This window comes from Mycobacterium barrassiae, assembly GCF_025822765.1.
Lineage (GTDB): Bacteria > Actinomycetota > Actinomycetes > Mycobacteriales > Mycobacteriaceae > Mycobacterium > Mycobacterium barrassiae.
In genome coordinates this window covers 129,131-155,434 of the sequence record NZ_JACKUK010000044.1, presented here as the reverse complement: position 1 = coordinate 155,434, position 26,304 = coordinate 129,131, and the positions used below count along the sequence as shown (strand labels likewise).

Here is a 26,304-nt window from a genome sequence, read left to right as displayed (position 1 = left end):
GTGCCGACGATAGACATCGACAGCGATGCCGCTCACGAAGCCGCGCAACGCGAACTGCAGAAACCCATCTACCCCAAGCCTTCCCTGACCGAACGTCTCGTCGAGTGGATCAACGAGCTGGTGTACCGGCTGGCCAGCGCGGGCTCGACATTTCCCGGCGGCTGGTTCACGCTCTCGATCCTGCTGATCCTGCTCGTGGTCGCGGTCGTCGTCGCGATTCGGATAGCGCGGCGCACGATGCGGACCAATCGGGGCACCACGTACGCACTGTTCGGCGACAACGACCTCAGCGCCGACGAGCACCGGGCCACCGCCGAACAACTTGCCGCCGTGGGCAATTGGGCCGCGGCCATCCGGCACCGGCTGCGAGCCGTCGCTCGCCAGCTGGAGGACACCGGCGTGCTCGACGCCGTCCCCGGCCGCACGGCCACCGAACTCGCACGCGACGCCGGAAAGGCACTGCCGGCCCTTTCCGCCGAACTGACCCAGGCGGCAACCGCTTTCAACGACGTGACGTATGGCGAGAGGCCGGGGACGGAGTCCGCCTACCGGATGATCGCCGACCTCGACGATCACCTGCGCTTCCGGACGCAGGCAACGGCGGATGCCACCGCAGCCACCGCGTCACCTGCCGGTTGGGCGGAGGTGCGATGACCGATACGGCTGTCGGCACCCCGTTGCGGCAACGGTGGAGCGTGGTGCGATGGGTGCTGTTGGCGCTCGTCGTCGTCGTCGGCATCGCCGCCCTGAGCACCTATCTCACCGCGCCTCGGCCCGGCGGCCCCATGGATCCGACGTCCACCTCTCCGGACGGCGCCCGCGCCCTGGTGACCCTGCTCCGCGAGGGCGGCGTCGAGGTCATCGAGGCACCGGACATCGCCACCGCCGAACGTGCCGCTCGGCCGGACACACTCATCGCGGTGCTGCAGACGTTCCAGCTGCTCGACGAAGACGTGTTACACAGGCTGACCGACCTGCCCGGCGACCGCCTCCTGGTGTCACCGACATCGGCGACGCGTGAGGCGCTGGCACCTCGCGTTCGTCTCGCCGGAGCGGTGCCCTTCGGCGGTGCCGACCCCGGCTGCGACCTGCGGGAGGCCATCCGGGCCGGCGACGTTCAGTTGGGCATGAGCGACAAGTTCATGTCCGCCGACGATTTTCCGATCACCAGCTGCTATGGCGGAGCGCTGGTTCGGTACTCCGACGACGGGCGCACGATCACGGTCGTCGGCAGCTCCGACTTCATGACGAACGGCGGACTCCTGGCGGCGGGCAACGCCGCATTGGCCTTGAACCTTGCGGGCACTCACCCGCGAGTGATCTGGTACGCGCCGCAGCAGCGCGAAGGCTATTCCGACTCCGGCGTCGAGATCGGCGATCTGATTCCTCCTGCGGTGAAATGGATCATCTTCCAGCTGTGTGTGGCCATCGCGCTCGTCGCGCTGTGGAAGGGCAGGCGCCTCGGTCCCCTTGTCGCAGAACGAATGCCGGTCGTGGTGCGCGCATCGGAGACCGTCGAAGGCCGCGGCAGGCTGTACCGTTCGCGCCGAGCCCGGGACCGCGCCGCGGACGCGTTGCGCACCGCCGCGCTTCAGCGGATGTTGCCGCGCCTCGGCCTCGCCAACAACGCCGCACCGCCGGCGATCGTATCTGCGATCGCGCAGCGCGCTGGTACCAGCCCAGAGACGTTGGCGCACACGCTGTTCGGCCCACCGCCGCAAAGCGACGACGATTTGGTCAACCTCGCTCGTGAACTCGACAACATCGAAAGGCAGGTCGCACAATCGTGACGCAGCCATACCCAGGTCAAAGTGCCACGGCGCCGGGCGATTCGGCACGACAAGCGCTGCTGTCGCTGCGCACCGAGATCGGCAAGGCGGTCGTCGGTCAGGACGCGGTGGTCAGCGGGCTGGTGATCGCACTGCTGTGCCGCGGCCACGTGCTGCTGGAGGGCGTGCCGGGTGTCGCCAAGACGCTGTTGGTGCGCACCCTCGCCGCCGCGCTGCAACTGGATTTCAAACGGGTCCAGTTCACCCCCGATCTGATGCCCGGCGACGTCACCGGTTCGCTCGTCTACGACGCCCGCACAGCCGAATTCGAGTTCCGCTCCGGGCCGGTGTTCACCAATCTGCTGCTGGCCGACGAGATCAACCGGACACCGCCCAAAACCCAGGCCGCGCTGCTGGAGGCCATGGAGGAACGGCAGGTGAGCGTCGAGGGTGAGGCGCGCAAGCTGCCTGACCCGTTCATCGTCGCCGCGACGCAGAACCCGATCGAATACGAGGGCACCTATCAGCTACCGGAAGCGCAGCTCGACCGGTTCCTGCTGAAGCTCAACGTTCCGCTGCCGCCGCGGGACCAGGAGATCGCGGTCCTTCATCGACACGCACACGGGTTCGACCCGCGCGACCTGTCCGCGGTGCGTCCCGTCGCCGGGCCCGCCGAACTGGCCGCAGGACGCGCCGCCGTGCAGCAGGTGCTCGTCGCCGATGAGGTCCTCGGTTACATCGTCGATATCGCCGGTGCCACAAGGCATTCCCCGTCGCTGCAGCTCGGCGTGTCACCGCGCGGAGCGACCGCACTGCTCGCCACGGCCCGATGCTGGGCCTGGCTGTCGGGCCGGAACTACGTCACCCCCGACGACGTCAAGGCGATGGCGCGGCCCACGTTGCGACACCGAATCCAGCTGCGGCCGGAGGCCGAACTCGAAGGCGCCAATCCCGACGGAGTGCTGGACGGCATCCTCTCGGCCGTGCCGGTGCCACGCTAGTGATCCTCACCGGCCGCGCCGGGCTGGTGGCGCTCCTCGGGGTGCTGCCGGTCGCGTTCTCGCCGTGGCCGGCGATCGCATTCGTGGTTCTGCTGAGCGCGCTCGCCGCCGCGGTGGCGCTCGACGTCGCCCTGGCCGCAAGCACGCGCCAGTTGGTCTTTACCCGCTCCGGCGACACCGCGGCCAGGCTGGGCCAGTCCGTCGACGCTGTGCTGGCGGTGACGAATCCCGGGCGGCGGCGCTTTCACGGTATGGTCCGCGACGCGTGGTCACCGAGCGCACGCGCCGAGCCCCGAATGCACACCGTGAATATCGCGCCGGGACAACAGGTTCAATTTGTCACCAGGCTGCGGCCGGTACGCAGGGGCGACCAGAGGTCGGCGTTGGTGACGGCCCGGTCGGTCGGCCCGTTGGGCCTGGCCGGACGACAGAGCTCACACCGGGTGCCGTGGGAGATCCGCATCCTGCCGCCGTTCCTGTCTCGCAAACACCTGCCCTCCCGACTCGCCAGACTTCGTGAGCTGGAAGGCAATACGCCGGTCCTGATCCGCGGTCAGGGCACCGAGTTCGATTCGTTGCGCGAGTACGTCATCGGCGACGACGTCCGATCGATCGACTGGCGTGCCACCGCCCGTCGCGCCGACGTTGTCGTGCGGACGTGGCGACCGGAGCGGGACCGCCGGGTGGTGATCGTCCTGGACACCGGTCGCACGTCGGCAGGCCGCGTCGGCGTCGATCCCACCGCCAACGACCCCGGTGGGTGGCCGCGGCTGGACTGGTCCATGGACGCTGCGCTTCTGTTGGCGGCGCTGGCGGCGCGTGCGGGCGACCACGTCGACTTCCTCGCCCACGACCGCGTCACCCGCGCGGGCGTGTTCAACGCCTCGCGCACCGAACTTCTCGCGCAGCTGGTCACCGCGATGGCGCCGCTGGAACCGGCCCTGATCGAATCCGACGCCAGGGCGATGGTCGCCGCGATCCAGCGTCGCGTCCGCCGACGCGCGCTGGTGGTGCTGCTCACCGACCTGAACGCGTCAGCACTCGACGAGGGTCTGATGGCGGTGCTGCCCCAACTGTCCGCCAAACATCAGGTGCTGCTTGCCGCCGTCGCCGATCCTCGGGTGCAGACGCTGGCGGCGGGCCGCGCCGACGCCGCGCAGGTCTACGACGCGGCGGCGGCCGAACGTGCGCGCAACGACAGGCGCTCGATGGCATCGCGGCTGCGGGCCGCAGGCGTCGACGTCGTCGACGCACCGCCGGATGAACTGGCGCCAGACCTGGCGGACCACTACCTCGCGATGAAGGCCACCGGCCGGCTCTAACGCGTCGGCACCACATCCGGCGCGTCGCTGACATCGCCGGTCTCACCCGCGGCCGCGGCCCTGCGGCCGAAATAGATCACGTATGTCAGGAAGGCGATCTCGGCAGCCACGCCGATCGCGATGCGCACGAACGTCGGCAGGGGCGACGGCGTCACCAGCGACTCGATCAATCCGGCCACCAGCAGCACCACCACCAGGCCGACGGCCACCGCGACCACGGCCCTGCCCTGCTCTGCGAGCACCTGGGTGCGGGGCCGGTGGCCCGGCGACACCACCGACCACCCGACCCGCATGCCCACCGCTGCGGCGAGAAACACCGCGGTCAGTTCGATGAGGCCGTGCGGTGTGAGTAGGCCGAGGAAGACGTCTGCCTTGTCCGCGTTGAACATGAAGCCGGCAATGACGCCGAGATTGAGTGCGTTCTGAAAGAGGATGTACGGGATGGGGATTCCGCCGAGGATGGCGAATGCGATGCATTGTGCGGCCACCCAGGAGTTGTTGACCCACACCTGAAGGCCGAACGATGCGGCGGGATTCTCGCTGTAGTACTCGGCGAACTCGTGGTTCACCAATTGCTCGATCTCGCTTGGGGTGTTGAGGGCCGACTGCACTTCCTGGTTGGTCGCCACCCACACGGCGATCAGCACGGCGACGAAGAAGAACGCGATCGCCGTCCCGAGCCACCAACGCCACGCGCGGTACGCCACCACCGGGAACGACACCGTCCAGAACCTGATGAACTCGCTCCACAGCGGTGAGTGCGCACCCGTCACGACCGACCGTGCCCGCGCCACCAGACCCGACAGTCGTCCGATGAGGACCGCGTCGGTGGACGAGCTGCGCACCATCGACAGATGGGTGGACACCCGCTGGTAAAGATCGACCAGCTCGTCGACCTCGGCGCCGGTCAGCTTCCGGCGCCGCTTGACCAGCTGCTCCAGCCGTTCCCACGTCGGGCGATGCGCCACCACGAACGCGTCGACATCCACCTGGAGAATCCTAGTAGCGTTGGCCCAATGGTCAGCCAGCAAGAACCGGTGGTGACCGGCGACGCGGTGGTCCTGGATATCCAGATCGCCCAGCTTCCGGTGCGCGCACTGTCGGCGATCATCGACGTCACCGTGGTGTTCATCCTCTACATCGCGGGCATCGTGCTGTGGGCGGCCACCCTCACGCAGTTCGATCCGGCGCTGTCGGGGGCCGTGGTGATCATCTTCACCGTCCTGACGATCGTCGGGTATCCGGTGATCTTCGAGACCGCCACGCGCGGCCGTTCGTTGGGCAAGATGGCGCTGGGGCTACGGGTCGTCTCCGACGACGGAGGCCCGGAACGCTTTCGTCAGGCGTTGTTTCGCGCGCTGGCCGGCGTGATCGAGATCTGGATGTTCACCGGCGGGCCCGCGGTCATCTGCAGCCTGGTGTCCTCGAAGGGAAAGCGGATCGGCGACGTCTTCGCAGGCACGTTGGTCATCAGCGAGCGCGCGCCGCGACTGTCACCACCACCGCCGATGCCACCGCAGCTCGCGTGGTGGGCGTCGACTCTGCAGCTGTCCGGACTACGTCCCGAGCAGGCCGAGCTGGCCCGCCAATTCCTCTCCCGCGCACCGCAACTGGATCCACAACTCCGCGACCAGATGGCCTACCGGGTCGCCGGCGAGATTGTCGCCCAGATATCGCCGCCACCGCCGCCCGGTGCACCCCCGCAATACGTACTCGCCGCGGTGCTGGCCGAACGTCACCGCAGGGAACTCGCGCGGCTGCAGCCCGTGCCTGCCCCCGTCGCGCCGCAGTGGCCGGTGAACCAACCCGCCGGGTATCCGCCTCCGCCACAGCAGGTTCCGCCACCACAGCAGCTTCCGCCACCCACACCCGACCCCGGCGGATTTACGCCGCCGAGCTGACACTCCAGGGGGAGCCTTGACCGTAGTGGACCGCGTTGGGCTGGCGGTGGGCGTACTTGTTCTCGGCTTGAGCGCGTGCGCAAGCGAATCGGGCGAAGGCCCCCTCGGCGCTCCCCGAGTCGCGACCACATTCGACGTCGGCGCCGGTCCGTTGCCCGATGTCGCGTCGGATCAGACCACCAACAGGGCCTACGTGACCAGCAGCGGCGACGACTCGCTGTATGTCCTCGATGCCGAAAGCCGGATCTCCACAATCAAAGTCGCGCCGTCACCCGGATTCGTCGCCGTCGATCCGGGCACTCAGACCGCATACGTCACGAGTGGCAACACCGTGTCGGTCGTGGACATCTCGTCGGGCGCGATCGCCGGCACGATAGAGGTCGGCCACGGTCCCGACGGCATCGAGGTCGATTCCGACACCCAGACCGTCTATGTCGCGAACTCCCAAGATGATTCGGTCTCGGTGATCGATGCCAGGACCCGGAAAGTCACCACAACGATCGCGGTCGGCGCTTCTCCGGACAAGATGGGCGTCGATCCCGAAACTCACCTGCTCTATGTGGCCAACCGGGGCGGCGGATCGATCTCCGTGGTCGATCCCACGAAATCCGCTGTGGTCGCGACCATTCCCGTCGGCAAGGGGCCAGGGGATGCGGCGATCGATCCGCCGACCCATACCGCGTTCGTGCCCAACGCCGACGATGATTCGGTATCCGTGGTCGACCTCGACAAGGGCGCGGTGGTCGAGACGATCGCCGTGGGTGACCGACCCACCGCAGCGACCGTCGACTCCGATTCGCACACCGTCTACGTCACCAACAACGGCAGTGGCTCGGTATCGGTCATCGACACACAGACACAGACCGTCACCGACACCGTCGATGTGGGCGAAGGACCGCAGACCGTCGCCGCCGACCCGTCCACCCATACCGCCTGGGTCGTCAACTATCAGGACAACTCGGTCTCGGTGATCCAAAGGTAGTCGGCCTCAACGGTATCGGAGGCCGACGAGCATCAAGGCCGCCGCGATGATGCTCGTCGCGGCGCGAACGTGGTTCCACCCCGTCCACGTGGACAGGTACGCCTGCCACTCCCGGGCCGCGTCGGCAACCGAGATTCCGGCCGGGTCCACGGAGTCGAGGTGGTTGTTGAGCGGCACGTTGAACACCATCGTGATGATCGCCGCGAGGATTCCGAATACCGCGCCCACGAGGATCCACCCGCTGCCCGGCTGCCCCAGCTGCACCACCGCCATGATGCCGACGACCAGCGCCAGGACCGCCGCACCGAAATACGCCAGCAGGAATGCCGGACTGGAATTCGCGACGGCGTTGATTCCGCGCATCGCCGTGATCGCCTCGACGGGACCGGTGCGGTCCAGACCCCGCATCACGAATGTCGAGAAGACATACATCATTCCGCCGGCGGCAGCCGCGGCCAGCGCGGCCAGTGAGGTGAGAACCACGAAGGGGCTGATGTTCATGATTCGGAGTCAACCGCCACCGACATCGACGGTCCATCGTCGGCCGTCCTGACCGCATACGCATGCGTCTGCGGTTTATTCGATCGTTCTGTAGAGCTTCACCGACACCGCCGACAACCACACCCACACCGCGACGACCGCCGCAGTGAACACCAAAATCGCGGCGGCTCCGCCGGATCCGGAGGACAGCGCCAGAAAGCTCGCCAAGAACACGAGTCCGGTGATCCGCGAGTACCACGCCCAACCGGCCTCGCTACGCCGTCCGAACCAGGTGCCCATCACCAGGCAGGCCGCCACGAGGCAGAGGAAGCCAAGACCTGCGATTGCAAAGTGGGCCAGCCCATGCCAGCTGACCTCGCCCATACCCGGTGGCGTGCCGGGAGGGAATCCATCAGACGGGTCGGCACGGAAGATTCCCGCGCAGAACACGCCGAGGCCGTACGCACCGAGCAGACCGGACGCCCACGCGGACACGCGCCCCGGCCCGAGCGCACGTCGCACTCCGACCGCCGCCGCAATCGTCATCGCGCCGGTGAGCAGGAAGTTGACGATCTGAACCCAACCCAAGTCGCCGTTCGACAGTTGGCTGACGGCGTGCCTCGTTGGGTCATATCCGTCCCTGGTGAACATCTGAGCTGCGGCGATGACGATGTAGATCGGACCCGCGATGACGCCGTAGCCGAGTAGGGACTTGGTGATCCGCACAGGTAACGGGGGGCGTTCCGTCGTGGTCATGGCATCTCTTCCGCCGATCAAAACTAGACTGTCCAGTACTCTAGTTTCTGTAGAACTAGACTGTCCAGTACTGAAGTAAGGGGCGGTATGACTCAGGCGCTCGGCCGTTCTGCCCGGAAACGCGCGACCATCCTGTCTGCGGGTCAGGCGCTCTTCCTCGCCAATGGCTATCAGGGCACCAGCGTCGACCAGGTTGCCGCGTCGGCTGAGGTGTCCAAGCAGACGGTGTACAAACACTTCGGCGACAAACACGAACTGCTGCTGGCGATCGTGGACGAGGCCTTGAGCAGCACCGTGACACCGTTCCTCGGTCGGATCGCGCAACTGGCCGACACCGACAATCTGGAAGCGGACCTCACCGCGTTGGCCGGCGAGTATCTGCGCGCGGTGTTGGCGGAGCCTGTCGTGCAATTGCGCAGGCTCGTGGTCGGCGAAGCGAATCGAGTGCCCGAGCTGGCACAGCTGTATTACGACCAGGCTCCGGCGAGGGTGCTCGCCGCCTTCGCCGATTGCATCGGTCGTCTGCACGATCGCGGTCTGTTGTCGGCCCCTGAACCCGCTGTTGCCGCAGAGCATTTCGCATTCCTCGTCGTGGGCCGCTGCATCGACCAAGCGCTGTTCTGCGGAGGACCGCAAGTGCTTGAAGGGATGGATGTCGACCGTCACGTCCGTGCCGGGGTTGCGCTTTTTCTCGCCGGTTACCGACCTTGATCGAGCTGCGCACGACGATAGGCTCAAGTCGTGGACGCCCTGGTCGGCCTGCTCGACGGTGTGCGAGCACGCGGCGCCTTCGTCTTGCGAATGATGATGGATCCACCCTGGTCGTTGAGCATCCGCGACGATGCGCCGCTGACGTTGATCTGCCAGACGCACGGCAGCGCCGTCATCGTCGGCGAGAGTGCGGGAGCCACCTGGCTGCACCCCGGTGACGTCGCCTTGACGCGGGGCACCGAGCACTACGTGTTCGCCGACGACCCGGCGACCGCACCGACGGCCGTCATCCATCCCGGGAACCGCTGCACGACGCTGGCGGGTGAGACACTGAAATTCGAGTTGTCGCTTGGCGTGCGAACGTGGGGCAACAGCCGGTCGGGAGCGATGCGATCGGTGATCTGCGCATATGAGGGCCGCAGTGAGGTGAGCGCGCGGCTTCTGGACGTACTGCCGACAGTGCTGGTGGTGTGCGCTGAGGAATTGGACCCGACCTTGGTGGACCTGCTGGCTCGTGAGGCCGGCTGCGACGGCGCCGGCCAGGAGGCATACCTGGACCGGATGCTCGATGTGCTGCTGATCGCGGTGCTGCGGGTCTGGTTCGGCCGAGACGGCAACGCTCCCGCGTGGTGGACCGCCGAACAGGACCCGGTGGTCGGCCCGGCGTTGACGCTGATCTACAACGATCCGGCGCACCCCTGGACAGTGGCGAATCTGGCTGCGGCAGTTGGCTGTTCCCGCGCGGTCTTCGCGCGTAGGTTCACCGAGCAGGTGGGCGAACCGCCGATCGCGTTCCTGACGAGCTGGCGACTCGCGGTCGCCGCCGATCTGTTGCGGTCGAGCGACGTGACCATCGGGGCGGTCGCCCGCCAGGTCGGGTACAGCACACCATTCGCGTTGAGCAGTGCATTCAAGCGGGCATACGGGGTCAGCCCGAACACCCACCGCGCCAACGCCGCTCGACTGGCGGACGAGTTGGATTCGTCAGCGCTCTAGTCCGAACGCATCCACGGGCCCGTCGGCTCCGAATCCCGTGTATGCAGCGCCCGACCATCTACCGCGTCTCCCAACGCCTGCGCGGTGGGCTGACGGTCGAGGTGCCTGCCCACGCGATCGCCGCGACCGTCGCGGCTTGGCTCGCCGAACTCGGTGCCGACAGTCCGCTGGCCGACGATCTCGAGAAGGCTGTCCACGCCGGCGACTGGCCCGCGGCACGCGCCCTCGGCGAGTACCTGTCCGTCGACGTCACCGTGGCCAACTGATAATCGGCGTTGCATCGCGATAGTTTCCGATATATCGTCAACGTATCGGAAGCGCAGATCGCGCCTCCTGTCGAAAACAAGGACACGACCATGGACACCCCATTCACACCCCCACCCGGCGGCCCGTTCCAGGGCTTCGGCTTCGGCGCCGGATTCGGCCCGCAAAACCGCCGTGCGCTGCACGAACACCGTCGCCAAGCCCGTCGCGAGTTCCGTGACCACATCCGCGAGCACCGCGGCGACGCCGGCTTCAGTGGCTTCGGACCTGGCGGCTTCGGCCCAGGTTTCGGACCCGGTTTCGGCCCCGGCTTCGGGTTCGGACCCGGCTTCGCCCGTGGCGGGCGTCGCGGCGGACCCCGTGGCGGCGGACGCGGCAGGCGCGGCGACGTGCGGGCCGCGATCCTCAAGCTGCTCACCGATCGGCCGATGCACGGCTACGAGATGATCCAGGAGATCAACGAACGCAGTCAGCAATTGTGGAAGCCCAGCCCCGGCTCGGTGTACCCGACGCTGCAACTGCTGGTCGACGAGGGCCTCCTCGTCTCCACCGAATCCGAGGGCAGCAAGAAACTCTTCGAGCTCACCGAGGAGGGCCGCGCCGCCGCCGAGAAGATCGAGACGGCGCCGTGGGACGAGATCACCGAGGGGGCCGATCCAGGTGCCATCAGCCTGCGCAGTGCCGTCGGGCAATTGATGGGCGCCGTCGCGCAGTCCGCGCACGCCGCATCGGCTGACCAACAGCAGCGCATCGTCGACATCATCAACAACGCCCGCCGCGAGATCTACCACATCCTCGGAGAGGCCGAATAGCCGATCATCCGGAATAAGCCCAGCGGGAAGCGTGTACGGACAGGTATGGGTAAACCTATGCAAACCTTCCCGCTGGGCTCGTTCAATGTCGGCCGCGTCGGCTTCGGCGCCATGCAACTCCCTGGACCGGGTGTGTTTGGTCCGCCGCGCGATCACGACCAGGTGATCGCGGTGCTGCGGCGCGTAATCGAGTTGGGCATCAACCACATCGACACGTCTCAGTTCTATGGACCGAATGTGGCCAACGAGCTGATCCGCGAAGCTCTGCACCCCTACCCCGCCGACTTGGCGTTGGTGAGCAAGGTCGGCGGCAAGCGCGGCGACGCCGGAGAGTGGCTGCCCGCCCAGCAGCCCGACGAACTGCGCGCCGGGATCGAGGAGAACCTCGCGACGCTGCAGACCGATCGCCTCGCGGCGGTGAACCTGCGGATACACGACGAGGACGGCGATCCCAGTCGTCCGGGTCCCGTGAACCGCGAACTGTTCGACCGTCAGCTCACCGCGATGATCAAGGCCCGCGACGAAGGGCTGATCGACGGCATCGGGTTGAGCAGCGTTACGCTCGAGCATCTGCGAATCGCGTTGGACCGCACCGAGATCGTGTGCGTGCAGAACGCCTACAACCTCGTCGACCGAACGTCGCAGCCGGTACTGGACGCCTGCATCGAACACGGCATCGCGTTCGTGCCGTTCTTTCCGCTCGGTTCGGCGTTCACGTCCGACAACCCGGTGCTCGGTCATCCCGCCGTCAAGAGCGAGGCGGAGAAGCTGGGCCGCACACCGGCGCAGATCGCGCTCGCGTGGACGCTGTCCGTCGCGCCCAACGTACTGCTGATCCCCGGCACGTCGTCGGTGGCGCATCTCGAGGAGAACACCGCGGTGCGCGACATCGAGCTCGACGAGGACGTCAAACGCCAGCTCGACGCGGCCGCATAATTGCGATTTGTGTGCGTTCGCGAGCGCTGAGCGCGCGAAAACGCACACAAATCGCTATGAAACGTCGACCCAGTCGAGGGTGCGCTGCACCGCCTTCTGCCAACCGGCGTATCCGGCGGCGCGCTGCTCGTCGGTCCACGCCGGCGTCCAGCGCTTGTCCTCCTGCCAGTTGGCCCGCAGGTCGTCGGGGTTCTCCCAGAATCCGACCGCGAGGCCCGCGGCGTAGGCGGCGCCGAGCGCGGTGGTCTCGGCGACGACGGGCTTGATCACGTCGACGCCGAGGACGTCGGCCTGGATCTGCATGCACAGATCGTTGGCCGTGATACCGCCGTCGACCTTGAGCACCTCCATGTGCACACCGGAGTCCGCCTCCATCGCGTCGACGACGTCGCGGCTCTGGTAGCAGATCGCCTCGAGCGTCGCGCGCGCCAGGTGCGCGTTGGTGTTGAACCGGGACAGCCCGACGATCGCGCCCCGCGCGTCCGAACGCCAGTATGGCGCAAAGAGTCCCGAGAACGCGGGGACGAAGTAGACGCCGCCGTTGTCCTCGACCTGACGCGCCAACGCCTCGCTCTCCGACGCACCGCTGATGATGCCGAGCTGATCACGGAGCCACTGCACGGCCGATCCGGTGACCGCGATCGAACCCTCAAGGGCGTAAACGGGTTTCGAGTCACCGAACTGATAGCACACCGTCGTGAGCAATCCGTTCTCCGAGCGGACGATCTTCTCTCCGGTGTTGAGCAGCAGGAAATTGCCTGTGCCGTAGGTGTTCTTGGCCTCGCCCGCGTCGAGGCAGACCTGCCCCACCATCGCGGCTTGCTGGTCGCCGAGGATGCCCGTGATCGGCACCTGGCCGCCGACCGGACCGTCGTCACGCGTCACGCCGAACGACTCCGGGTACGACGACGGCTTGATCTCCGGGAGCATCTTTCGCGGAATGCCGAAGAACGACAGCAGTTCGTCGTCCCAGTCCAGCGTTTCGAGATTCATCAGCATGGTGCGACTGGCATTGGTCACATCGATGGCGTGCACACCGCCGCGTGCACCGCCGGTGAGGTTCCACAGCACCCAGGTGTCGGCGGTGCCGAAGATCGCGTCGCCCTTTTCGGCGTCGGCGCGCACCCCGTCGACGTTCTCCAGAATCCACTGCAGCTTGCCGCCGGAGAAATACGTCGCGGGCGGCAGTCCGGCCTTGCGCCGGATCACATCACCGCGGTCGTCGCGGTCCAGCGCCGAGGCGATGCGGTCGGTGCGGGTGTCCTGCCAGACGATCGCGTTGTAGTACGGCCGTCCGGTCTTACGGTTCCACACCAGCGACGTCTCGCGCTGGTTGGTGATGCCCAGCGCCGCCAGGTCCGTGGCCGACAGGTTGGTCTTGTTCAGCGCCGACTGGATGACCGACGCGGTGCGTTCGGTGATCTCGACCGGGTTGTGCTCCACCCACCCGGCCTTGGGCAGGATCTGTTCGTGTTCGAGCTGGTGACGCCCGACCTCGGCGCCGTCGTGGTCGAAGATCATGCACCTGGTGCTGGTGGTGCCCTGGTCGATGGCGGCTATGAACTCACCAAGATCTGCCAACCTACGTGCTCCCTCCGGACGGCCCTGCAATCGTCCATCATGGTCCACGTGGCTCCCGAAGCAGTCGACATTGACCGCATGCCCCGCGGCGGGCCCAAGGCGTCGTGCCTTGACCGGCTGTTGGAGACCGACCGGCTGGAATACCTGGACCGGGACGACGTGGCGGACGACGTCAAGCGCAGCGTGATCAGGGCACTCGAGCGGACCGGCGAGTTCTTCGGCAACACCGAGCGCTTCGCCCAGATCGTGATGGACGAGGTCGCCGACGTCGCCGACCCCAAGATCCTCGAGCTCGGCGCCGGACACGGCGGTCTGTCCCGAAAACTGCTGGAGTGGCACCCCACCGCCGATGTGACGGTGACCGACATCGACGCGTCATCGGTGGCGGCGATGGCCGCAAGCGATCTGGGTGAGCACCCGCGCGCCACGATTCGGGAGATGGACGCCGTCGCCATCGACACACCCGACGGGCACTTCGATGTGGCGGTCTTCGTCCTGTCGTTTCACCATCTGCCGCCGGCAACGGCAGCGCGGGTGTTCGCGGAGGGCACGCGCGCGGCCGACAAGCTGGTGATCATCGATCTGCCCCGACCGCCGGCGCCGCTGCATCTCGTCCGGCTCGCGACGATGCTGCCATTCGCCCCGTTCATTCCGTTCATTCACGACGGGGTCATCAGCTCGCTGCGCACCTACAGTCCGTCGGCGCTGCGCGCGCTGGCCGAATACGCCGACCCGACGATCGAGGTGGAGTTACGCGGCGGACTGTTGAATCCGCAGGTCGTGGTGGCCACCCGCCGATAGGCTTCGACCGTGGGCGAAGAAGTGCAGGACACCGAGTACTCCCGCGCGCACCGCCGCGAGTATCGGCGCAAGGTTCAGCAGTGCCTCGACGTCTTCGAAACCATGCTGAAGGAGTCCAGTTTCGAGTTCGAGCGGCCGCTGACCGGCATGGAGATCGAGTGCAATCTCGTCGACTCCGCCTATCAGCCCGCCATGACCAATTCCGAAGTGCTGCAGGCGATCGCCGACCCGGCGTACCAGACCGAACTAGGTGCCTACAACATCGAATTCAACGTCCCGCCACGCCGGTTGCCCGGTCGAGCGGCGCTCGAACTCGAGTCCGATGTGCGAGCCAGCCTCAACGCGGCCGAAGCCAAGGCCCACGAGCACGATGCGCACATCGTGATGATCGGCATCCTGCCGACCCTGATGCCCGAGCATCTCACGGGCCGCTGGATGAGCGAGTCGACGCGCTATCGGGCACTCAACGATTCGATCTTCACCGCCCGCGGGGAAGACATCCTGATCGACATCAGCGGGCCGGAACGGCTGAGCCTGCAGACCGAGTCGATCGCTCCGGAGTCCGCGTGCACCAGCATGCAATTGCACCTGCAGGTGTCCCCCGCTGACTTCGCCCACAATTGGAACGCCGCCCAGGTGCTGGCCGGGCCGCAGCTGGCGCTCGGCGCCAATTCGCCGTACTTCTACGGCCACCAGCTGTGGGCGGAGACCCGTATCGAACTGTTCACCCAGGCCACCGACACCCGCCCCGACGAGCTCAAGACGCAGGGCGTCCGCCCGCGGGTCTGGTTCGGCGAGCGATGGATCACCTCGATCTTCGACCTGTTCGAGGAGAACGTCCGCTACTTCCCGTCGCTGCTGCCCGAGATGTCCGACGAGGACCCCGTGCGCGAACTCGCCGAAGGCCGCACGCCTCGGCTTTCCGAGCTGCGGCTGCACAACGGCACCATCTACCGGTGGAACCGTCCGGTCTACGACATCGTCGAGCAGGACGGTGTCCTCCGCCCCCACCTGCGCGTGGAGAACCGTGTGCTGCCCGCGGGACCGACGGTCGTCGACATGATGGCCAACGCCGCGTTCTATTACGGCGTACTGCGGACACTGGCCGAGGATGACCGGCCGCTGTGGACGAAGATGAGTTTCGCTGCGGCACAACATAATTTCACCGAATCCGCGCAGCACGGAATGAGTGCGCGACTGTACTGGCCCGGCCTCGGCGAGGTGACGCCGGACGAGTTGGTGCTGCGGCAGTTGCTGCCAATGGCCGACGAGGGACTGCGGCGGTGGGAGGTCGCCGGCGAGGTACGTGACCGCTACCTCGGCGTCATCGAGGGCCGCGCGAAGACCGGACGCAACGGATCCGCATGGCAGGTCGCCACCGTGCAGGCGCTGCAGAACCGCGGGCTGTCCCGGCCGAACGCACTGGCCGAGATGCTGCGAATTTACTGTGAACGCATGCACAGCAACGAGCCCGTGCACACCTGGGACGGACCGTGACCAGATTCTGGGTCGTGTTCGCGGCATTGGTATTCGCCCTGGCGGGGTGTCAGAGCCACCCGGCGCAGGCGGACCCCATCGAGGCCGGCCTCGATCAGGAGTTCGTTCTGCACGGTGGTCAGGCCGCCACGGTTCGCGGCACTGACCTGCGACTGCGCTTCACTGACGTGCTGGAGGATTCGCGCTGCCCCACGCAGGTCGAATGCTTCTGGACCGGCCAGGCGCGCATCGCCGTCGTCGCGGAGCAGGCCCAGGGCCCATCGACGACCGTCGAGTTCAACACCAACCCGGCACCCGGGCAGAACAAGCAGACGGTGCAGGTAGGCGACTACATCGTCGAGCTGAAATCGCTGGACCCATATCCGCAGACGCCCGACGATGCACCGGCCCTCACCGCCTACAACGCCACGCTGCTGGTGCGAAAGTCGGCCTAGAGCAGGCTCTTTCGTCGCTCACAGGAACCCGGCGTAGGTTGGGGCCATGGCAGCAGAAGACGTGATGGAGTGGGACGACGCCTACCAGGAACACGGCCCCTTCGAAGGGCCGCCGCCGTGGAACATCGGCGAGCCGCAGCCCGAACTGGCCGCAGTGGTCGAGAGTGGCAAGGTCCGCAGCGACGTGCTCGACGCCGGCTGCGGATACGCCGAGTTGTCGCTGGCGCTGGCGGCGGCTGGTCACACCGTCGTCGGCATCGACCTGTCACCGACCGCCGTCGCGGCCGCCACCAAGGCCGCGACCGAGCGCGGCTTGACCAACGCCACGTTCGTCCAGGACGACATCACGTCGTTCACCGGATTCGACGGGCGGTTCAACACCATCATCGACAGCACCTTGTTCCACTCGTTGCCGGTCGAAGGGCGCGACGCCTACCTGCGTGCCGTGCACCGGGCGGCGGCACCGGGGTCGGTCCTCTACATCCTGGTGTTCGAAAAGGGTGCTTTCCCTGAAGGGTTCGGCCCGCACACCGTGACGGAGGACGAGTTGCGCGACGCGGTGTCGAAGTACTGGACCATCGACGAGATTCGTCCCGCATTCATCCACGCGAAGATGGCGGTGGCGATTCCGGCCGAGGCACCCTTCACGATGCCGGCCTTTGACAAGGACGACAAGGACCGGGACAAGATGCCTGGCTTCCTTCTCGCCGCGCACAAAGAGGGTTAGGTGACCGCGGCCAGCGCCTTGGCGAACTGGCCGAGTTCCTCGGCGGTGACGTCGACATGCGGCGACGCCCGCAGCACTGGCGACGCCATCTCGAAAGGGGCCCGCAGAGTTTCGGCATAGGTGGTGACGATGGCGTGCTCGGCGATCAGTTGCGCGCGCACCTGTTGCGGGTCCGCACCGTCGACGGGCACCAGCGTGGTGATCGCCGTCGGTTCCTCCACCGCCTCGACGACCCGCCAACCCTTGACGTCGCTCAGCGCCTCGCGTGTCATCCTGCCCACCTCGGCCAGCCGTTCACCGATCCGCTTGGGCCCGGCGGCCAGATACTCGCCGAGCGCAACCGAATAGCCAACGCGCGCAGCGACATTGGCTTCGCCTTGTTCCAGCCTTTCCATCACTGTCAACGGCAAGCCCCACTCCGGCGGTGGTAGCCGCGGCCGCAGCGTATCGGCCAGATCGCCGCGCACCGCCAGAAACCCGACTCCGCGCGGGCCGGCGACCCATTTACGCGACGAGCTGTAGATCGCCGAAGGTGTCACCGCGCAATCGAGGTGTCCCAGCGCCTGCGCCGCATCGATCACCAATGGCAGGTTCAGATCCCGGCAGACCTCTGCAAGCCCAGCCATCGGTTGAGCGACACCTCGGTGGCTGGCCAGTGCCGTCAGGTGTACCAGCGCGGGAAGGTCGTCGGCGAGGGCGCGGCCCGCGGCGTCGACGTCGAGCCGGCCATCGCCGTCCACAGGCAATGCGCGCACCGTAAAACCGTTGGCCGCCATGACTGCAAGGTTGGGTCCGTACTCGCCGGGCAGGCACGCGACGGTGCGCTCACCGGGCCAGCTGGACAGCAGGAGGTCCAGCGCGTTGTTGGCGCCGGTGGTGAAGACGACACCACTGCTCTCCAAGCCGGTGAGCGCCGCAATCGCTGCGCGGCCCGCGTCGAGCACCGGAGCGGCGGCTGCGGCGGCGACGTATCCGCCGACCTCGGCTTCATGGCGGGCGTGCTGCGCCGCGGCGTCGATGACCGCGAAGCTCTGCCGGGAGCACGCCGCGCTGTCGAGGTGCAGGCCGGCGACGGCAGGCCTGGCTGCCCGCCACTGCTCGCCGAGGCTTCCCGCTTCGGACGTCACAGCGTCGCCAGTGACAGGGCGAAGTCACCCGCGTCGTCGGTCCACCAATGCGTGCGGCGCAGGCCGGCGTCGGCCAGTTCGGCGGCCACCCCCTCGGGGCGGAACTTGCACGAGACCTCAGTCAGCATCTCCTCGCCGTCTTCGAAGTCGACGGTCAACTCGAGTGCCTTCACGTGGACGCGCTGTGCGTGGTTGGCGCGCAACCACATCTCGATGCGTTCCTCGTCGGTGTTCCACTTGGCGACGTGGTCGAAGGCGTCCAGCACGAAATCGGCGTCCAGTTCGCGGTTGACCACGGCCAACACGTTGCGGTTGAACTGGGCGGTGACGCCCGCGCTGTCGTCGTAGGCCGCCACCAATCGATCGGCGTCCTTGACGAGATCCGTGCCCAGCAGCAGGCTGTCGCCTGGCTGCAGGGTCTGCGCCAGCGTGGTCAGAAACTCACCACGCGGCCCCGGCGTGAGATTGCCGATCGTGGAGCCGAGGAAGGCGACCAGTCGGCGGCCGACGCGGGGAATCTTGCCGAGATGCTCCTCGAAATCACCGCACACCGCATCAATCTCGATGCCCGGATACTCCTGCTCGATTGCGGCTCCGGCCGCCCTGAGCACCGACGCGTCGACGTCGAACGGGATGAACCGGCGAAGGGATCCGCTGTCGCGCAGGGCGTCGAGCAGCATGCGGGTCTTCTCCGACGTGCCGCTGCCCAGCTCCACGAGGGTGTCCGCGCCCGACGCCGCGGCGATCTCGGCCGACCGCTCCCGCAGGATCTGCGCCTCGGTGCGGGTGGGGTAGTACTCGGGCAGGCGGGTGATCTGATCGAACAGATCGCTGCCGACGGAATCGTAGAACCATTTGGGCGGCAACGTCTTCGGTGTCTGCGTCAACCCTTCGAGGACGTCACGGCGCAGGGCGTCGCCCGCCGAGTTCGCAGACAGGTAGTTCGACAGTGCGAACGTCATCACGATCCTTTCAGCGGGACCAGCTCGATATCTCGGCCGAGGACGGAGACCAGATGGCGATCGGGAATCTCCCGCCAGTCGGGGTTGTCGTCATACGGTTCGCTGGCGAGCACAACGCCGTCGTGGCATCGCAGCGCAAAGAGGGTGTCGCCCCACGTGGTGGCGAGCAGCCGAGAGGTGTTGGCCGCCAGGATGTTCAGCCGAGCGTCCGGATCCGCGGCGGCGACCTCGACGATGGTGTCCCCAAGCGCGTCCAACCCTCGGTCGAAGATCAGCGCAGCCAACAACGCGCTGTCACAGGTCGATTCGGCCTTCGCGGAGAGCGGAAGGGCGCCGCGGTCGACGAGGCCGTTGTGCGACAGCAGCCAGTGACCGTCGGTGAAGGGTGCGGACGCCGATGCTTCGATCGGCATCCCGACGCTTGCCGACCGCACGGCCGCGACGATGCACCCACTGCGCAACACCGGTGCCACCGATGCGAACGACGTATCCCCCCACAGCGGGGCGGCGCTGCGCCAGCGTCGCGGGGTGGCGCCGTCGAAGAATCCGACGCCCCAACCGTCGGCATTCATCAAGCCGTGCTTCTGCTTGCGCGGTGAATACGATTGCACCAGAAGACCATTGGCCGGTTCCAGTACCAGCGATGCGACGGAGACCGGTTTACCGAGCCAGCCGAGATGTCGGCACATCAGTCGACATCCCACGCCAGCCGCACACCCGAGAAGATCTGCCTCCTGATCGGGTGGTCCCAGTTGCGGAAGCTCGGCCGCAGGATGTTCGACGCGACCGCCCACGAGCCGCCGCGCAGCACCTTGTAGTCACCAGCTCCGGTGCCTTCGAAGAACGGCGCCGAGTACTGCTCGTAGAGCATCGGCGTGAACCCCGGCCACGGCCGCAGCGGCGACGTGGTCCACTCCCAAACGTCGCCGAGCATCTGTTCGGCGCCGTAGGCCGACGCGCCTGCCGGGTAGGCGCCCACCGGGGCGGGGCGCAGGGCGTCACCGCCGAGGTTGGCCAGATGCGCCGTCGGCTCCGATGAACCCCATGGATAACGGCGTCGCGCATTGGCGGCGGGATCCCAGGCGCAGGCCTTCTCCCATTCCTGCTCGGTGGGCAATCGGGCACCCGCCCACTTCGCGTAGGCCTCGGCCTCGAAGAACGTCACATGCTGTACGGGTTCGTCGTCCGGGATGTCCTCGACATGGCCGAACCGGGTCCGGGTGCCGGCCAGGTCGCCGTCGTTCCAGAACTGCGGTGCTGTCAGTCCCGCCGCTTGCTTGTGGGACCAGCCGGCATCGGACCACCAGCGGCGCTCGTCGTACCCGCCGTCGTCGATGAACTGCCGCCACTCACCGTTGGTCACCGGCACCGTGCCGATGCGGAAGGCCGGCAGGTCGACCACGTGCGGCCCGCGCTCGTTGTCCAGCGAGTGCGGTTCGGTCACCGCGTCCACGCCGAGGACGAACTCACCTGCCGGGACGAGCACCGACGTGCCCGCGACTCCCGGCCTGCCGGACGGTAGCGGCGCTCCGCGGTTCAACAACGCGGGACCGGCGCGCAGATTCAGCGCCTGCAGCATCGTCTCGTCGTGCTGGTTCTCGTGGCTGATCACCAGCCCGAATGTGAACTCGTCACCGTGGTCGGCGGGCAGGGCGTCGAGACGGTCGAGTGCCTTGTTGCGCACGGTCGCGCAGTAGGACCTGGCTTCAATCGGCGACAGCAATGGGAGTTCGACGCGGCTGGCGCGAGGGTTGAGGAATGCGTCGTAACACCGCTCGACCTGCGGTTCGAGGAGTCCGGGGCGGGCCGGGTCGTTGCCGCGCAGCAGCCACAGCTCTTCCTGCCAGCCGATGTGCGCGAGGTCCCACACCAGCGGGCTCATCAGTGAGTCGTACTGGCGGTGCAGTTCGGCGTCGTCGAAGTCGACCAGCCGCAGGGTTCGGTCACGGGCGGTCGTCAGTTCGCGGGCGAGTGTCTCGCGTTGGCTCACAGCTCCCCTTGCGCCAGTTGGGTGACCGCCGGTGCGATTCCAAGCTCGACGACCCGATCGGAGAAGTCGTCGGCCGGGCACCGACCCTGTTCGACCGAACGCACCAACTGCCGCATGGATTCCTCGAGTTCGGCGGGAGCCCGTTCGGCGGTGGCCGTCACGCATCGTGTCGCGGCGTCGGCCAGCCTGCGGTCGCCGAGTCCGATCTGGGCGGCACGGTCCCACGCGGTGGCGACCGATTCGGTGGCCTCGGCGGCGATATCGGCGGCGATCGGGTCGTCGAGCAGGGTGACAAGCGTGAACGCGATCGCCGGCCACACCGCGTCGGGGACGCTGTCGAGGTACCGGATCTCCAGCCAGCGGCGTGGTCGCACCGGCGGGAACAGCGTGGTGAGGTGGTAGTCGAGGTCGGCCGCCGTCGGCCTGCGGTTGCCGAGCATCACGCGGCCGTCGGCCCAGTCGGCGAACGGCACCCACGAGGTCACCGGGGTGACCTGATTTTTGGCGGGAGTGTTGACCAGCATCACGGGTGCCTTCAACGCGTACCGCGCCCAGTCACTGGCGGGGTCGTCACCGTTGACGCCGAGGACAGGTCCGCAGCGCGCCGAATCGAGCTGGCTCCAAACGTGTTGGCGCGCGGAACGCCAGCCCGCGAACTTGCCGCCGAGTAGTGGCGAGTTCGCCGCGACCGCGATCATGGTCGGCCCGAGCGCATGCGCGAGCCGCACCCGGTCGGCCCAGCCTTCCTGTGGCCCGGCGTCGAGGTTGATCTGGATCGAGGCCGTCGACGTCATCATCGCCGCACCGGCAGCGCCGGTCTGGCTGGCGGTGAAGAACGTCTCCATCGCCTGGTAACGGGCGCCAGGGTTGACGCGTTTGGCGGGCCGCAGTGGATCGGCGCCGAGCAGCACCAACCCGAGGCCCGCCTGCGCGAAGGCCGCTCGTAGCGCGGCGCGGTCGGCCTGCATGGCGGCGATGGCCGGCACCGGTCCGTCCAGCGGGGGCCCCGACAACTCGACGGCTCCGCCGGGTTCGACCGTGATGGCGCTGCCGCCGGGCAACGGCGGCACCGCTGCGGTGATCGCGTTGATCTCATCCCAGCCGGGCCGCCGCATCGGGTCGGTCAGATCGAAGCAGTGCGCCTCGACCTCGAGGCCCACCCGGCCGACCGGGCCGTCGTCCAGACACGTCTCGCCGACGTAGCCGGCAGCGTCGTTTGCGCTGGTGAACTCAAGCTCAGTGGTTGAATACGCGTCGTCCACAGCGGACGTCATGGCGAAGGTCATGTCTTTCCGGCCCCTTCCGGGTAGGGAATGATCGCGTCCTCCCCTACATCTTCCAGACCACACCGACAAAGTCCCATGGTTTTTTTCGTGACTTCGTCGGTTAGGTCTGCCGGAATGCGCCCGCCCTTACTGTCCCAAGGTGTTCTGCATGGCGCCGGCCAGCACGTTCACCGCCGGACCGCCATTGCCGGATTGACAGACTTTCGCCTGCAGCAGAACATTCTCGCGTTTCCGGGTCGTGTTGAAGCATCGGCGGTCGGTGCCCGCCTCCTGCTTTACCCAGTCGAGGTCGGTCGCGGTGGCCGGTCCACCGGTGAACGTCCACACCTGGGTCGCCATGTTGTCCAGGTGCATCGCGGTGGTCTGGCCGTTGCAGCCGAGCGTGCGGTCGACGACGCGATGGAAGGCCCGGTCGGCGGCGTCGCTGGTGGCGAAGACGCCGACCGCCTGCTTGACGAATGTTCTCTGGTCGTTCGGCCCCGTCTGCGCCACCGCACCGTTGAACGACGCCAGATCCGGGTCGGCATAGACGTCGGGCAACCCGATGTCAGCCCAGTTGTTGCACGACGGGTTGTCGACCCAGAACGACTGGAATGGAGAGTTGTACGTCCACTCGAACCGAATCGGCGCGCCGACGATGTTGCTCACCGAACCCTTCGGCAGCACGGCGTAATTCACCACGCCCGGATCAGAGGGCCTGGCTGAGACGTCGGCGGCCGGCGCCGCCAGTGACAGGCCCGTGCCGACACCGACGCCGGCCAGGACTGCGAGAGTTCTGCCGAGACCGCTGTGCGCCCGCCGGGCCGTCACGGTCACACCTTCGCCGACAGCTTGACGTCGATGTTGCCGCGCGTGGCCTTGGAGTACGGGCACACCTGGTGGGCCTTCTCCATCAATTCGTCCGCTGCGCTCTGCTCGAGGCCGGGCAGGTACCCGATCAGGTGCGCGTTGATCGCGAATCCGCCCGCGGGGTCCTTACCGAAGCCGATCTGTGCGGTGATCCCGGTGGCGTCGTCGAGGTCGATCTTCTCGTTGCGGGCGACCAGCCGAAGTGCGCCGAGGAAGCACGCGGAGTAGCCGGCCGAGAACAGCTCCTCGGGGTTGGTGCCCTCGCCGCTGCCACCCATCTCCTTCGGGTGGTTGGTGTTCAGATCGATCCTGCCGGTCGAGGACTTGACGTGGCCCTCACGGCCGCCTCCGGTTGCGGTGGACTCTGACGTGAATACGACTTCGATGCTCATGGGCTCGATCATGCCAGCCGTGGTTCAGAGGGCAAGACGCCCGTGCTCGCCGAACGCACGCTTGTTATACGCAAATCGCGCGAAGACCCGAAAACAAGCGTGCACTCGGCGAGCCTGTCGAGCGCCCCTAGCCGCCTTGTTTGGCGCGCACCCCTTCCTCGACCTTCTTGCCGAGGTCGGGGTCGACATTGGTCCAGTACTGGAACACCCGCGAGAGCACCGGCTCACGGACACCATCGAGCACATGGCCGATGATGTTGTGGGCCAGTCGATTCCGTTGGTCGTCATCGAGCACCTCGCGCACCAGGGTGCCGGCCTGACCCCAGTCGTCGTCCTCGGCACGCAAGGCATAGGCCGTGCGGACCATGTCGCCGTCGGACGCCCAGTGCACCTCGGCGGCGCGCTTCGGGTCGGCCTCCGGACCACCCATCGAGTTCGGCGCATACACCGGATCCGTCGCGTGGCGGATCCGCATCGCTCCGTCCTTGGAGTATGCGCGGACCTCGACGTGCGGCTCGTTGACCGGAATCTGCTTGTAGTTGACCCCGAGCCGCGCACGGTGGGCGTCGGCGTAGGAGAACCCCCGGGCCAGCAGCATCTTGTCCGGGCTGAGTCCGGTGCCCGGCACGATGTTGTTCGGCTCGAACGCGGCCTGCTCGATCTGCGCGTGGTAGTCCTCCACGTTGCGATTGAGGGTCATCTTGCCGACCTCGCGCAACGGATAGTCGCCGTGCGGCCACACCTTGGTCAGGTCGAACGGATTGAATCGGTAGGTCTTCGCCTCCTCGAACGGCATGATCTGCACGAACAGCGTCCACGTCGGGAAGTTGCCCTCCTCGATCGACGTGAAGAGGTCACGCTGGTGGTAGTCACCGTCCTCACCGGCGATCCGGTCGGCGTCCTCCTGGGTCAGGAACTCGATGCCCTGGTCGGTCTTGAAGTGGTACTTCACCCAGAACAACTCGTCGGCCGCGTTGAGCCAGCTGTAGGTATGACTGGAGTAGCCGTTCATGTGCCGCCAGCTCTTGGGGATACCGCGGTCGCCCATCAGCCAGGTGACCTGATGTGCCGACTCCGGTGACAGCGTCCAGAAGTCCCACTGCATGTGGTGGTCGCGAAGATTGTTGGCGGCCATCCGCTTCTGCGAGCGGATGAAGTTCTGGAACTTCATCGGATCTCGGACGAAGAACACCGGGGTGTTGTTGCCCACCATGTCGAAATTGCCTTCGCTGGTGTAGAACTTCAGCGCGAAGCCGCGCGGATCACGCCAGGTGTCCGGGCTGCCGCGCTCACCGGCGACGGTCGAGAATCGCGCGACCATGTCGGTCTTCGTTCCGGGCTGCAGGAACGCCGCTCGGGTGAACGCGCTGACGTCGGCGGTCACCTCAAAGGTGCCGAACGCGCCACCACCCTTGGCGTGTGGTTGGCGTTCCGGGATGCGCTCCCTGTTGAAATTCGCCATCTGCTCCAGCAGGTAGTGGTCCTGCAGCAGAATCGGGCCGTCCGAGCCCACCGTCAGCGAATGTTCGAGACTGGGGATCGGATTGCCGGCGTCGTTGGTTGTGTAGTTGTCAGTCATCGGGTGTCATCTCCTCGACGAGGGCCGTGTGGGCCGGGCCTCGTCGAGAAGAATGACCCGAACTGGAGCCGATCAAAACATGACTCAGGACGGGCGGGGCGGGGGCGTCGTCTGGCCCGGGCCCTGCGGACCGCCGGGCTGCTGTGGCGGTGTGAACCTCGGTCCGCCAGGGCCGAAGCCCGGACCGCCGGGTGGCGGGAGCATGAACGGCGGCGGACCGCGGTGGAACTGCACGAACCCGTGGTCGCCCTTGTGCCCACCACCTCCGCGGTGGCCGCCGCTGTGCGCTCCGAGGATGAAGCCGGAGAAGAAGATCACGGCGACGATGAACACCACACCCGCGACGATGCCGACCCAGGCGGCGGCTGCGGTCAGCTTGCTGCGGCGCGGTTCGTCGCGAACGACGGGTGGCGGGGCGGCGACCGGGGCGGTCGCAGGTTCGGGAGAGGACGTCGGTGTTTCACTCATGGCCAAGATCATGCAGACCGTATTGATGTGCGAGTCATGTATCACCTATGAATCCGCTGTGTAAGCCCTGCGACATGAGTTCGGCCCGCCACCGTGCAGATGGCGGGCCGAACATATGGGGGTGTCAGGGCGTGGCGATCAGGATCGGCGCCTTGTCGAACAGCGGACGCTTCGGAGTCACCGGCCTGGAGGGCTCCGAAGGTCCGGCTTCGGTCAGCACCGGCAGGTTGCCGCCTGCCAGCGGGCCGCGCACGTCCGAATCCCGCGCGGGGGCCGTGGTGACGACGACCGAGCCGTTACGGCACGAGACGATCTTGCCGTCAACGAAGACGTCCTCACCGTTGTGGATCGGGATGTTGTAGCCGTCGGCGTCGGTGTAGTTGCAGCCGCCGGGGCCGGAATCGTCATTGTCTGTGGCGAAGGCGGTCGCCGGCGCGATGGCGAGCACGGCCAGCGCACCGACGAGCGTCGCAGCGTACTTGAAGCTCTTTATCGACTTGGTCATTGGAGTTCCTGTCGGGAGTGGGATTCGGTGCGTCGTTGCTGAAGAAATAGTCCCGAGATGGCGGGCCGACCGTAATCGCTCGCAAGACAGACTTCGCTTCTGTCGGGGAAGGTTTTGCTATCCGTCGGGCAAGGCGGCGATCCGCACACCGCGGCGTGCGTAACGCCATGGTGCGA

The 26,304-nt window shown here is 67.0% G+C and carries 29 protein-coding genes; 15 read left to right on the top strand and 14 right to left on the bottom strand.

Translation table 11 applies throughout. From position 1 onward, the window contains the following. The 4 genes from H7J93_RS28225 to H7J93_RS28210 are packed head-to-tail and all read left to right on the top strand — an operon-like array spanning position 1 to position 4,092. Entirely contained in the window at positions 1-654 is a 654-nt protein-coding gene (locus H7J93_RS28225; RefSeq protein WP_267309576.1) for a DUF4129 domain-containing protein, read from the top strand. Then, positions 651-1,790 carry a DUF4350 domain-containing protein gene (locus tag H7J93_RS28220; RefSeq protein WP_267309575.1) on the top strand — a complete coding sequence of 380 codons (1,140 nt, stop codon included), beginning with the start codon at positions 651-653 and terminating at the stop codon, positions 1,788-1,790. The genes H7J93_RS28225 and H7J93_RS28220 overlap by 4 nt, the downstream gene beginning before the upstream one ends. Beyond that, a complete protein-coding gene (locus tag H7J93_RS28215; RefSeq protein WP_267309574.1) occupies positions 1,787-2,770 on the top strand; it encodes an AAA family ATPase in 984 nt (327 codons plus the stop codon). Before H7J93_RS28220 ends, H7J93_RS28215 begins: the two co-directional genes overlap by 4 nt. Continuing rightward, a complete protein-coding gene (locus tag H7J93_RS28210; RefSeq protein WP_267309573.1) occupies positions 2,770-4,092 on the top strand; it encodes a DUF58 domain-containing protein in 1,323 nt (440 codons plus the stop codon). The genes H7J93_RS28215 and H7J93_RS28210 overlap by 1 nt, the downstream gene beginning before the upstream one ends. Here H7J93_RS28210 and H7J93_RS28205 read toward each other — a convergent pair. Then, complete coding sequence (locus H7J93_RS28205; RefSeq protein ID WP_267309572.1) at positions 4,089-5,081, bottom strand: stage II sporulation protein M; 993 nt, start codon at positions 5,079-5,081, stop codon at positions 4,089-4,091. The two genes, H7J93_RS28210 and H7J93_RS28205, sit on opposite strands and share 4 nt — an antisense overlap. A gap of 27 nt (positions 5,082-5,108) precedes the next feature. Here H7J93_RS28205 and H7J93_RS28200 point away from each other — a divergent pair, with 27 nt between their 5' ends. Then, complete coding sequence (locus tag H7J93_RS28200) at positions 5,109-5,993, top strand: RDD family protein (RefSeq protein ID WP_267309571.1); 885 nt, start codon at positions 5,109-5,111, stop codon at positions 5,991-5,993. A gap of 25 nt (positions 5,994-6,018) precedes the next feature. Continuing rightward, positions 6,019-6,975 (top strand): YncE family protein, encoded by a 957-nt coding sequence (locus H7J93_RS28195; protein WP_267309608.1) that lies wholly within the window; start codon positions 6,019-6,021, stop codon positions 6,973-6,975. A gap of 6 nt (positions 6,976-6,981) precedes the next feature. On the opposite strand, the gene H7J93_RS28190 is transcribed toward H7J93_RS28195, so the two are convergent. Both H7J93_RS28190 and H7J93_RS28185 read right to left on the bottom strand, forming a co-directional pair. Then, on the bottom strand, positions 6,982-7,476 hold the full coding sequence (locus H7J93_RS28190; RefSeq protein WP_267309570.1) for an anthrone oxygenase family protein: 495 nt from the start codon (positions 7,474-7,476) through the stop codon (positions 6,982-6,984). A gap of 75 nt (positions 7,477-7,551) precedes the next feature. Beyond that, on the bottom strand, positions 7,552-8,211 hold the full coding sequence (locus H7J93_RS28185) for a DUF998 domain-containing protein (RefSeq protein ID WP_267309569.1): 660 nt from the start codon (positions 8,209-8,211) through the stop codon (positions 7,552-7,554). An 87-nt stretch (positions 8,212-8,298) separates the two neighbouring features. Between H7J93_RS28185 and H7J93_RS28180 the strand changes: the two genes are divergently transcribed. From H7J93_RS28180 to H7J93_RS28160, 5 genes are all read left to right on the top strand, one after another. Then, positions 8,299-8,922, top strand: coding sequence for a TetR/AcrR family transcriptional regulator (locus H7J93_RS28180; RefSeq protein ID WP_267309568.1), 624 nt, complete (start codon positions 8,299-8,301; stop codon positions 8,920-8,922). 30 nt (positions 8,923-8,952) lie between these two features. Then, entirely contained in the window at positions 8,953-9,918 is a 966-nt protein-coding gene (locus tag H7J93_RS28175; RefSeq protein WP_267309567.1) for an AraC family transcriptional regulator, read from the top strand. A 41-nt stretch (positions 9,919-9,959) separates the two neighbouring features. Further along, positions 9,960-10,184, top strand: coding sequence for an Rv2628 protein family (locus H7J93_RS28170; RefSeq protein ID WP_267309566.1), 225 nt, complete (start codon positions 9,960-9,962; stop codon positions 10,182-10,184). Between the two features lie 90 nt (positions 10,185-10,274). Next, positions 10,275-10,994, top strand: coding sequence for a PadR family transcriptional regulator (locus H7J93_RS28165; RefSeq protein ID WP_267309565.1), 720 nt, complete (start codon positions 10,275-10,277; stop codon positions 10,992-10,994). Between the two features lie 57 nt (positions 10,995-11,051). Then, positions 11,052-11,930, top strand: coding sequence for an oxidoreductase (locus H7J93_RS28160; protein ID WP_267309564.1), 879 nt, complete (start codon positions 11,052-11,054; stop codon positions 11,928-11,930). Between the two features lie 54 nt (positions 11,931-11,984). Here H7J93_RS28160 and glpK read toward each other — a convergent pair whose 3' ends face one another. Beyond that, positions 11,985-13,511, bottom strand: a complete 1,527-nt coding sequence (gene glpK, locus H7J93_RS28155) for a glycerol kinase GlpK (RefSeq protein ID WP_372508060.1) — start codon at positions 13,509-13,511, stop codon at positions 11,985-11,987. A 78-nt stretch (positions 13,512-13,589) separates the two neighbouring features. On the opposite strand from glpK, the gene H7J93_RS28150 reads away from it, so the two are divergent. Genes H7J93_RS28150 through H7J93_RS28135 form a run of 4 tightly spaced genes read left to right on the top strand, consistent with a single transcriptional unit; the run spans position 13,590 to position 16,970 of the window. Beyond that, a complete protein-coding gene (locus H7J93_RS28150) occupies positions 13,590-14,312 on the top strand; it encodes a class I SAM-dependent methyltransferase (RefSeq protein ID WP_443677678.1) in 723 nt (240 codons plus the stop codon). 9 nt (positions 14,313-14,321) lie between these two features. Next, positions 14,322-15,809: a glutamate-cysteine ligase family protein gene (locus tag H7J93_RS28145; RefSeq protein ID WP_267309562.1), complete on the top strand. Its 1,488-nt coding sequence runs from the start codon at positions 14,322-14,324 to the stop codon at positions 15,807-15,809. Continuing rightward, a complete protein-coding gene (locus H7J93_RS28140) occupies positions 15,806-16,243 on the top strand; it encodes a YajG family lipoprotein (protein WP_267309561.1) in 438 nt (145 codons plus the stop codon). Before H7J93_RS28145 ends, H7J93_RS28140 begins: the two co-directional genes overlap by 4 nt. A 46-nt stretch (positions 16,244-16,289) precedes the next feature. Then, positions 16,290-16,970 (top strand): class I SAM-dependent methyltransferase, encoded by a 681-nt coding sequence (locus tag H7J93_RS28135; protein ID WP_276022526.1) that lies wholly within the window; start codon positions 16,290-16,292, stop codon positions 16,968-16,970. On the opposite strand, the gene egtE is transcribed toward H7J93_RS28135, so the two are convergent. From egtE to H7J93_RS28085, 10 genes are all read right to left on the bottom strand, one after another. Continuing rightward, entirely contained in the window at positions 16,967-18,097 is a 1,131-nt protein-coding gene (gene egtE / locus H7J93_RS28130; protein WP_267309560.1) for an ergothioneine biosynthesis PLP-dependent enzyme EgtE, read from the bottom strand. The two genes, H7J93_RS28135 and egtE, sit on opposite strands and share 4 nt — an antisense overlap. After that, on the bottom strand, positions 18,094-19,059 hold the full coding sequence (egtD, locus tag H7J93_RS28125; RefSeq protein WP_267309559.1) for an L-histidine N(alpha)-methyltransferase: 966 nt from the start codon (positions 19,057-19,059) through the stop codon (positions 18,094-18,096). Before egtD ends, egtE begins: the two co-directional genes overlap by 4 nt. Further along, entirely contained in the window at positions 19,059-19,748 is a 690-nt protein-coding gene (gene egtC / locus H7J93_RS28120) for an ergothioneine biosynthesis protein EgtC (RefSeq protein WP_267309558.1), read from the bottom strand. Before egtC ends, egtD begins: the two co-directional genes overlap by 1 nt. Beyond that, complete coding sequence (gene egtB, locus H7J93_RS28115) at positions 19,748-21,049, bottom strand: ergothioneine biosynthesis protein EgtB (RefSeq protein WP_267309557.1); 1,302 nt, start codon at positions 21,047-21,049, stop codon at positions 19,748-19,750. Before egtB ends, egtC begins: the two co-directional genes overlap by 1 nt. After that, positions 21,046-22,335 (bottom strand): ergothioneine biosynthesis glutamate--cysteine ligase EgtA, encoded by a 1,290-nt coding sequence (gene egtA, locus H7J93_RS28110; protein ID WP_267309556.1) that lies wholly within the window; start codon positions 22,333-22,335, stop codon positions 21,046-21,048. Before egtA ends, egtB begins: the two co-directional genes overlap by 4 nt. Before the next feature lie 126 nt (positions 22,336-22,461). After that, entirely contained in the window at positions 22,462-23,097 is a 636-nt protein-coding gene (locus tag H7J93_RS28105) for a sensor domain-containing protein (protein ID WP_267309605.1), read from the bottom strand. A 50-nt stretch (positions 23,098-23,147) separates the two neighbouring features. Beyond that, complete coding sequence (locus tag H7J93_RS28100; RefSeq protein ID WP_197745402.1) at positions 23,148-23,576, bottom strand: organic hydroperoxide resistance protein; 429 nt, start codon at positions 23,574-23,576, stop codon at positions 23,148-23,150. A gap of 127 nt (positions 23,577-23,703) precedes the next feature. Continuing rightward, positions 23,704-25,155: a catalase gene (locus tag H7J93_RS28095; protein WP_267309555.1), complete on the bottom strand. Its 1,452-nt coding sequence runs from the start codon at positions 25,153-25,155 to the stop codon at positions 23,704-23,706. 84 nt (positions 25,156-25,239) lie between these two features. Further along, entirely contained in the window at positions 25,240-25,623 is a 384-nt protein-coding gene (locus H7J93_RS28090) for a hypothetical protein (protein ID WP_267309554.1), read from the bottom strand. A gap of 124 nt (positions 25,624-25,747) precedes the next feature. Continuing rightward, on the bottom strand, positions 25,748-26,128 hold the full coding sequence (locus H7J93_RS28085) for a hypothetical protein (RefSeq protein WP_267309553.1): 381 nt from the start codon (positions 26,126-26,128) through the stop codon (positions 25,748-25,750). Positions 26,129-26,304: the final 176 nt, after the last annotated feature.

Excerpts from the sequence above, each read along its gene's own strand:
- H7J93_RS28090 (WP_267309554.1), bottom strand. The coding sequence starts at position 25,623 with ATGAGTGAAACACCGACGTCCTCTCCCGAACCTGCGACCGCCCCGGTC.
- egtA (WP_267309556.1), bottom strand. The coding sequence starts at position 22,335 with ATGACCTTCGCCATGACGTCCGCTGTGGACGACGCGTATTCAACCACT.
- H7J93_RS28095 (WP_267309555.1), bottom strand. The coding sequence starts at position 25,155 with ATGACTGACAACTACACAACCAACGACGCCGGCAATCCGATCCCCAGT.
- H7J93_RS28170 (WP_267309566.1), top strand. The coding sequence starts at position 9,960 with ATGCAGCGCCCGACCATCTACCGCGTCTCCCAACGCCTGCGCGGTGGG.
- egtC (WP_267309558.1), bottom strand. The coding sequence starts at position 19,748 with ATGTGCCGACATCTCGGCTGGCTCGGTAAACCGGTCTCCGTCGCATCG.
- H7J93_RS28180 (WP_267309568.1), top strand. The coding sequence starts at position 8,299 with ATGACTCAGGCGCTCGGCCGTTCTGCCCGGAAACGCGCGACCATCCTG.
- H7J93_RS28085 (WP_267309553.1), bottom strand. The coding sequence starts at position 26,128 with ATGACCAAGTCGATAAAGAGCTTCAAGTACGCTGCGACGCTCGTCGGT.
- H7J93_RS28135 (WP_276022526.1), top strand. The coding sequence starts at position 16,290 with ATGGCAGCAGAAGACGTGATGGAGTGGGACGACGCCTACCAGGAACAC.
- egtD (WP_267309559.1), bottom strand. The coding sequence starts at position 19,059 with ATGACGTTCGCACTGTCGAACTACCTGTCTGCGAACTCGGCGGGCGAC.
- H7J93_RS28100 (WP_197745402.1), bottom strand. The coding sequence starts at position 23,576 with ATGAGCATCGAAGTCGTATTCACGTCAGAGTCCACCGCAACCGGAGGC.
- H7J93_RS28150 (WP_443677678.1), top strand. The coding sequence starts at position 13,590 with ATGCCCCGCGGCGGGCCCAAGGCGTCGTGCCTTGACCGGCTGTTGGAG.
- H7J93_RS28200 (WP_267309571.1), top strand. The coding sequence starts at position 5,109 with ATGGTCAGCCAGCAAGAACCGGTGGTGACCGGCGACGCGGTGGTCCTG.
- H7J93_RS28160 (WP_267309564.1), top strand. The coding sequence starts at position 11,052 with ATGCAAACCTTCCCGCTGGGCTCGTTCAATGTCGGCCGCGTCGGCTTC.
- H7J93_RS28220 (WP_267309575.1), top strand. The coding sequence starts at position 651 with ATGACCGATACGGCTGTCGGCACCCCGTTGCGGCAACGGTGGAGCGTG.
- H7J93_RS28190 (WP_267309570.1), bottom strand. The coding sequence starts at position 7,476 with ATGAACATCAGCCCCTTCGTGGTTCTCACCTCACTGGCCGCGCTGGCC.
- H7J93_RS28165 (WP_267309565.1), top strand. The coding sequence starts at position 10,275 with ATGGACACCCCATTCACACCCCCACCCGGCGGCCCGTTCCAGGGCTTC.
- H7J93_RS28185 (WP_267309569.1), bottom strand. The coding sequence starts at position 8,211 with ATGACCACGACGGAACGCCCCCCGTTACCTGTGCGGATCACCAAGTCC.